The organism is Phenylobacterium sp. (assembly GCF_030697925.1).
Classification (GTDB): Bacteria; Pseudomonadota; Alphaproteobacteria; order Caulobacterales; family Caulobacteraceae; genus Phenylobacterium.
In genome coordinates, this window is record NZ_JAUYOJ010000019.1 from 22573 (window position 1) to 29530 (window position 6958).

General features: G+C 68.1%; 8 protein-coding genes. 4 read left to right on the forward strand and 4 right to left on the reverse strand.

The genetic code is table 11. The features are described 5' to 3' along the window. Nucleotides 1-24 precede the first annotated feature (24 nt). Together Q8Q88_RS02260 and Q8Q88_RS02265 are read left to right on the forward strand one after the other, a co-directional pair. Nucleotides 25-1239, forward strand: a complete 1215-nt coding sequence (locus Q8Q88_RS02260; RefSeq protein WP_305673581.1) for a CCA tRNA nucleotidyltransferase — start codon at nt 25-27, stop codon at nt 1237-1239. Beyond that, on the forward strand, nt 1236-1946 hold the full coding sequence (locus Q8Q88_RS02265) for a type 1 glutamine amidotransferase (protein ID WP_305673573.1): 711 nt from the start codon (nt 1236-1238) through the stop codon (nt 1944-1946). The genes Q8Q88_RS02260 and Q8Q88_RS02265 overlap by 4 nt, the downstream gene beginning before the upstream one ends. Here Q8Q88_RS02265 and Q8Q88_RS02270 read toward each other — a convergent pair. Genes Q8Q88_RS02270 through Q8Q88_RS02285 form a run of 4 tightly spaced genes read right to left on the reverse strand, consistent with a single transcriptional unit; the run spans nt 1943 to nt 4740 of the window. Then, on the reverse strand, nt 1943-2551 hold the full coding sequence (locus Q8Q88_RS02270; protein ID WP_305673574.1) for a GNAT family N-acetyltransferase: 609 nt from the start codon (nt 2549-2551) through the stop codon (nt 1943-1945). The genes Q8Q88_RS02265 and Q8Q88_RS02270 overlap by 4 nt on opposite strands. Before the next feature lies 1 nt (nt 2552). Next, a complete protein-coding gene (locus Q8Q88_RS02275; protein WP_305673575.1) occupies nt 2553-3392 on the reverse strand; it encodes a ChbG/HpnK family deacetylase in 840 nt (279 codons plus the stop codon). An 11-nt stretch (nt 3393-3403) separates the two neighbouring features. Next, nucleotides 3404-4282 carry an oxygen-dependent coproporphyrinogen oxidase gene (hemF, locus tag Q8Q88_RS02280; protein WP_305673576.1) on the reverse strand — a complete coding sequence of 293 codons (879 nt, stop codon included), beginning with the start codon at nt 4280-4282 and terminating at the stop codon, nt 3404-3406. A gap of 5 nt (nt 4283-4287) precedes the next feature. Beyond that, the gene (locus Q8Q88_RS02285) at nt 4288-4740 is read right to left on the reverse strand and encodes a tRNA (cytidine(34)-2'-O)-methyltransferase (protein ID WP_305673577.1); all 453 of its coding nucleotides are present in this window, start codon (nt 4738-4740) and stop codon (nt 4288-4290) included. Between the two features lie 232 nt (nt 4741-4972). Between Q8Q88_RS02285 and petA the strand changes: the two genes are divergently transcribed. Both petA and Q8Q88_RS02295 read left to right on the forward strand, forming a co-directional pair. Next, on the forward strand, nt 4973-5527 hold the full coding sequence (gene petA, locus Q8Q88_RS02290) for a ubiquinol-cytochrome c reductase iron-sulfur subunit (RefSeq protein ID WP_305673578.1): 555 nt from the start codon (nt 4973-4975) through the stop codon (nt 5525-5527). A gap of 5 nt (nt 5528-5532) precedes the next feature. Further along, a complete protein-coding gene (locus tag Q8Q88_RS02295) occupies nt 5533-6852 on the forward strand; it encodes a cytochrome b/b6 (RefSeq protein WP_305673579.1) in 1320 nt (439 codons plus the stop codon). Nucleotides 6853-6958 lie beyond the last annotated feature (106 nt).

Below are 6958 nucleotides of genomic sequence, written 5' to 3' on the forward strand. Positions count from 1 at the left end.
GAGAGCATCGGCGAGAAGCCCTGGATGAAGACCGCCGCCCCGGTGCTGGACGCCCTGGAGGCCAAGGGCGGGGCCGGCTGCGCGCGGTTCGTCGGCGGCTGCGTGCGCAACGCCATCCTGGGCACGCCGGTCGGCGACCTGGACATCGCCACCACCCTGACGCCGGACCAGGCGACGCAGGCCCTGGAGGCGGCCGGGATCAAGGTCGTGCCCACCGGCGTCGATCACGGTACGATCACCGCGGTGAAGGACGGCCATCCCTTCGAGGTCACCACCCTGCGCCGCGACGTGGCCACCGACGGGCGCCGCGCGGTGGTGGCCTTCACCGCCGACTGGGCCGAAGACGCCCGGCGCCGCGACTTCACCCTCAACGCCATCTATGCCGACCGCACCGGGGCGCTCACCGATCCTACCGGGCAGGGGGTCGCCGACGCCAGGGCCGGCCGCATCGTCTTCGTGGGCGATCCCGCGACCCGGATCGCCGAGGACCATCTGCGCATCCTGCGGTTCTTCCGGTTCCTGGCCTGGTACGGCAAGGGCGAGCCCGACGCCGCGGCCCTGGCCGCCGTCGCCGCGGCCAAGGATAGCGTCGCCAGCCTGGCGGCCGAGCGGGTCTCCAAGGAGCTGCTGAAGCTGGTCGCCGCCGACGAGCCGCGCCCGGCCGTGGCCCTCATGGCGCAGACCGGCGTGCTCACCGCCCTGCTGCCCTCGGCCGTCGATCTGACCGCCTTCAACGGCCTGGTGGAGATCGAGAGCGACCAGCTCTTCATCAACGATCCGGTGCTGCGCCTGGCGACCCTGCTGCCCGACAATGAGGTGGGCGTCGCCCAGGCGGCCGAGGCGCTGCGGCTCTCCAACGACGTCAGGGACCGGCTGGTGGCGGCCATGGGCCAGACCCCGCGCATCACCTCCTGGATGAGCCCCCGCGAGAGCCGCCGCACGGTTTACAGAATCGGCGTCCAGGCCTTTTCCGACCGCATCAAGCTCATGTGGTCGAAGGTGACCAAGTCGGCGGCCACCCATCAGTGGCGCGGTTTGCTGGCCCTGGCCGAAAGCTGGACCCCGCCGCCGTTCCCGCTGACCGGCGAGGACGTGCTCAAGTCCGGCGTGCCCAAGGGCCCAATGGTCGGCAAGGTGCTGCGCGAGGTGGAGGACTGGTGGATCGACCACGACTTCATCGACGACAAGTTCTCGGCCATCGAGAAACTCAAGGCCGTGGCCCAGGGGATGGCCTATTGAAGCTTGGCATCCTCGAGACCGGCGCGCCGCCGGACGGGGTTCGCCAGCGGTTCGGCGATTACCCGTCGATGTTCCGCCGGCTGTTCGGCGAAGACGCCCACGACTACGTGACCTTCGACGTTGCCGCCGGGCCGTTGCCCGACGCCGCGGACGCCTGCCAGGCCTGGCTGGTGACCGGGTCGTCGGCGGGCGTCTATGACCCTCTGCCCTGGATCGATCCGCTGATGGACTTCCTGCGCGCGGCCAAGGGAGTGGTCCCGCTGGTCGGGGTCTGTTTCGGCCACCAGATCATGGCCCAGGCGTTCGGCGGCAAGGTGATCAAGTCCCCCAAGGGCTGGGGCGTCGGCCTGCACCGCTATCGGCTCACCGAAGCGCGACCCTGCATGGACGCCGACGAGCCCATCGCGGCCCCTGCCTCGCACCAGGACCAGGTGGTTGAGCTTCCGCCGGGCGCCATGGTCCTCGGCGGCAACGACTTCTGCCCGCTTGGGGTGCTGGACTATGGCGAGGCCCGCGCCGTCTCGATCCAGCTCCATCCGGAGTTCGAGCCAGCCTATGCCAAGGCCCTGATCGAGAACCGCCGGGGCAGCCGCTACACCGATGTCGAAGCCGACCGGGCGGTGATGAGCTACGAACAGCCCGACGACCGCCTGCGGGTCGGCGCCTGGCTGCAGCGGTTCCTGGAGCAGGCAACGGCCGGCCGCTAGAGGATATCGAGGGTCATCCAGACGGTGTTCCGGTCCTCGTCGAACCGTTGGAAGCCGTAGATGTCGTAGAACCGCAGGGCGCGGCGGTTGCTGGTGTCGCATCCCAGATGCACGCGCCGGGCCCCGGCCTCGCCCAGCGCCGCCAGCAGCGTGGCGATCAAGGCCTGGCCCATGCCCTGGCCCTGCAGGCGCGGCAGCAGGTTAATGTGCAGGTGGGCCGGCGCGGCCTCGACCACGGCCCGGGGAACCGCGAAGGGGTGGTGGATCTGGTAGGCGCGCCACTGGTCGCGCGTCCAGGTCCGGCTGGGCGGCCCCGGCGGCTCGGGGTGGACCGTCCGCAGCCTGGGCCACCATTCGGCCTCCTGGCGGGCCTCGAAGGCCCGTGTGTCGGGCGTTCCGAGGACATAGGCCGCCACGCCCTGCTCATCCTCCGCCACGAAGGCCAGGTCCGGCTGCAGGACGCCGTAGGGGGCGGCGTAGATCTCGCCGATGATCTTGGGGTCGGCATAGAGATGGCTGGCGTCCTGGCCGCTGTCGCCGGTCCTCAGGCAGATGTCGTAGAGCGCCGGCAGGTCATCTTCCCGATAGGGCCGGATGGTCGCCATCTCAGCCGCGCGCCCGTTGCAGGTCGCGCAGGGGCGCGAAGTCGATCAGCTCGATCCCCAGCTCCGCGATCCGCGTCTTGAAGGCGGGATCCAGCAGGCACGCCCGGTCGTCGATGCGGATCTGGGCGGCGTGCGGGTCATAGGCGCGAAGTTCGGGCCCGTCCTCGACCGGATGGAGATAGACCTCGGTGACGCCCGGCGGCAGGTCCACCAGGATCGCCTCGAAGGTGGGCTTGGCCGGCTTGGCCCAGGTGGTCACCAGCTTGTCGGGGAACACCAGACCGAGCTCGCCGGCCTTGACGCGGGCGGACAGCCCCAGGCGTTGCTCGACGCTGGCGCCGATCATCCGCACCGGCAGATCGTAGGCGGCCGCCAGTTCGAGGAACAGGGCCGCATAGCGCGGCTCCAGCTGCATCGTGCCCATGTGGGCGTCCAGATGGGTGACCTCGACGCCCCAGGCATAGGCCTGGTCGATCTGGGCCCGGCATTCGGCGCGGACGGCCTCGAGGTCGGCCTTCTCCCAGACCGCCTGGGCCGTGGTCGGCATGTAGCCCTCCGCGTCATGCAGGCAGGCCGCCCCGGTCAACGCGCGCCAGCGGTAGTCCGGATACTCGCAGGTGAGGGTCAGGTGCACGCCGATGCCGCCAGCCTTGCCGCGACGGACGCCGTCCAGCGCCCAGGGGCAGGGGACCATCAGGGTGGCGCTGGTGGCCAAGCCCTCGGTCAGCGCCTGCTCCGTCGCCCGGTTGGCTGAGGCGCTGGAGCCCAGGTCGTCGCAATTGACGATCAGCAGTCGGGCGTCGGGTCCGTATCCGAGACGTTCGGCGAGGCTGGCGGTCACGGCGGTCCTTTCTAGGGCCAGCTCACCATCGGCGGCATCGAGCTGAGGATGGTCTCGATGTTGCCGCCGGCTTTCAGGCCGAACATCGTACCGCGGTCGTAGAGCAGATTGAACTCCACGTAGCGTCCGCGGCGGACCAGTTGCTCCTGCCGGTCGGCGTCCGTCCAGGGCTCGCTCATGCGGTGGCGGACGATCTTGGGATAGGCGTCGAGGAAGGCCTCGCCCACCGCGCGGGTGAACGCGAAGTCCCGCTCGAAGTCCCCGCTGTTGTGGCGGTCGTAGAAGATTCCGCCCACCCCGCGCGTCTCCTTGCGGTGGGGCAGGTAGAAATACTCGTCGCACCAGGCCTTGTATTTCGGCCACCACTCGAGGTCGAAGGCGTCGCAGGCGTCCTTGAGGGCGCCATGGAACAGCACCGCGTCATCGGCGTCCTGGCTGCGCTGTTCCTCGATCATGGGCGTCAGGTCCGCCCCGCCGCCGAACCAGCTCTCCGCCGTCGACAGGAACCGGGTGTTCATATGGACCGTCGGGGTCCGGGGCGAACGGGGGTGGATGATCAGGCTGATGCTGGCCGAGACATAGGTCGGATCCTCGTCCGCGCCCGGCATCGTGGCCGCCATCTCAGGCGAGAAACGCGCCAGGGCCGCGGAGGTGTGGACGCCGGCCTTCTCGAACAGCCGGCCCTTCAGATGTCCGCCGATCCCGCCGCCGACACCGGTCTCCCGGGTCCAGGGGCGCATCTCGAAGCGGCCGGGCTCGCCGGGATAGAGATGTTCGGGCGCCTCGTCCTCGAGGCGCTCCAGGGTCGCGCAGATGCGCGCCTGCAGGGCTTCGAACCATTCCTTGGCGCGGCCGCGCCGGACATCGATCTCTGGGGACAGGGTCGTCATGGCGCCTAGGCCTTAGGGAATAGGCCAGTCTGGCGCAACGCCTCCGAGAGGCCAATCGCCGCAGAGACCGTCACGTTGAAGGACCGCCGGCCGGGCGTGAGCGGAATGATCACGCGGGCGTCGGCGGCGTCATGCACGTCGTCGGGCACGCCCAGGCTCTCGCGGCCGAACAACAGGATATCGTCGGTCTCGAAGGCGAAATCGTGCAAGGGCGTGGCGCCCTTGGTGGTGAAGAGAACAACGCGGCCCTGGGTTTGGGCCGCGAAATCAGCCCATCCGGCATGGCGGGTCACCTCGGCTGGATCGCCGTAATCCATGGCCGCGCGCCGGATTGCGCGGTCCGAAAGCGGGAAGCCGCAGGGCTCGATCACATGGACGGATACGCCCAGACAGGCCCCGAGGCGAAGGGCCGCGCCAAGGTTTTGCGGAATGTCCGGTTGAAAAAGCGCCAGCAGCATTCTAAGCGATCCAGCCACGGGATTTGCCGGGGCAAGGGGCGAATCACGGAAGGCGGGCTGCGACCTCGGTCGACGAGCATTCCGGTGGTTTCGCCTTGCAACAGCGTTGAAAGTTCCGAGGGCCCCTTACCAGAAGGTCTGGGCGGGGTCGAAGGCGGGATCGCCCTGGGATTTTTCCGGGAACGTCCGAAGGGTCGCGCTTCGCGGCCCCTGATCGAAGGGTAGCTTTAAGGTGGCCGACACCGTCGTGGGCGCAAATCCCGATACTCATGCCGCGGGTGAAGACCCGAATCGGCGCGATTTCATTCACATCGCCGCGGCCGTCGCCGCCGGCGGAGCCGTCGTGGGCCTGGCCTGGCCGTTCATCGACCAGATGAACCCGTCGGCCGACACCCTGGCGCTCGCCTCCATCGAGTTCGACCTGACCAAGGTCGCCGAAGGACAGCAGGTGACGCTGAAGTGGCGCGGCAAGCCGCTGTTCGTCCGCAACCGGACCGGCGCGGAAATCGCCGCGGCGGTGAAGGACGACAACGCCCAACTGCGCGATCCGCAGACGGACGAGGAACGGCACAAGCCCGGCAAGGCCCAGTGGCTGGTGCTGGTCGGGACCTGCACCCACCTGGGCTGCGTTCCCACCTTCGGCGGCGGCGACTACGGCGGCTGGTTCTGCCCCTGCCACGGTTCGCACTACGACACGTCGGGCCGAATCCGTAAGGGTCCCGCGCCGAGGAACCTGGAAGTGCCGGAATACGCGTTCCTTTCCGACACCAAGGTCAAGGTGGGCTGAGACCGATGAGCGGACATTCGAACTACGAACCAAAGACCGGCATCGAGCGTTGGCTCGACACCCGCCTGCCGATCGTGCGCCTGGCGTACGACAGTATCATCGACTTCCCGACCCCGAAGAACCTGAACTACTGGTGGACCTTCGGCGGCATCCTGGCGGTCTGCCTGGGTATCCAGCTGGTGACCGGGATCATCCTGGCCATGCACTACGTGCCCCACGTGGACCACGCCTTCGCCTCGGTCGAGCACATCATGCGCGACGTCAACTACGGCTGGCTGATCCGCTACATGCACTCCAACGGGGCCTCGATGTTCTTCATCGCGGTCTACATCCACATGTTCCGCGGCCTCTATTACGGGTCCTACAAGGCGCCCCGCGAGGTCCTGTGGATCCTGGGCTGCGTGATCTACCTGCTGATGATGGCCACGGGCTTCCTGGGCTATGTCCTGCCCTGGGGTCAGATGAGCTTCCACGGCGCGGTGGTGATCACCAACCTGTTCGGCGCCTTGCCCCTGGTGGGCGAGGCCATCACCACATGGTTGTGGGGCGGCTTCGCGGTGGATAACCCCACGCTGAACCGCTTCTTCTCGCTGCACTATCTGCTGCCGTTCATGATCGCCGGCGTCGTCGGCCTGCACATCTGGGCGCTGCACGTCCCGGGCAACAACAACCCGGCCGGCGTGAACGTGAAGTCCAAGGAGGACACCGTTCCCTTCCATCCGTACTATACGGTGAAGGACGGCTTCGCGATCACGGTGTTCCTGCTGATGTTCGCCAGCTTCGTGTTCTACAATCCCAACGCGCTTGGCCACCCGGACAACTACATCCCGGCCAACCCGCTGGTGACCCCGTCCCACATCGTGCCCGAATGGTACTACCTGCCATTCTACGCGATCCTGCGGGCGGTGCCCGACAAGCTGGGCGGGGTGCTGATGATGTTCGGCTCCATCGGCCTGCTGTTCGTCCTGCCCTGGCTGGACACCTCGAAGGTGCGCTCCATGCGCTACCGCCCGACGGCGCGGATGTACTTCCTCATCTTCGTCCTGACCTGCCTGGTCCTGGGCTATTGCGGCGGTCAGCTTCCCGACGATCACGTGATCCCGGGACTGTCGACCTTCATGCTGCTGGACGCCGACCTGAACAGCTTCGTCTGGCTGTCGCGGATCGCGACCCTGTACTACTTCGCCTACTTCCTGATCGTCCTGCCGGTCCTGGGCCTCACCGAGACCCCGCTGCCGCAGCCGGAATCGATCAGCGAACCTGTGCTTTCGCATCCCGCCAACGCGCCGGCCGGCGCCGCGGCTTCGCCTGAAAAGAGGGGTTGAGCCTAAGATGCTGCGTAAAGGTATCGCGCTCGCGGCGTTTGGGCTGGCTGTCCTGGCTGCGCCCGCCGCCCTCGCCTCGGGCCCCGCGCCCGCGCCCCTGAAGGAA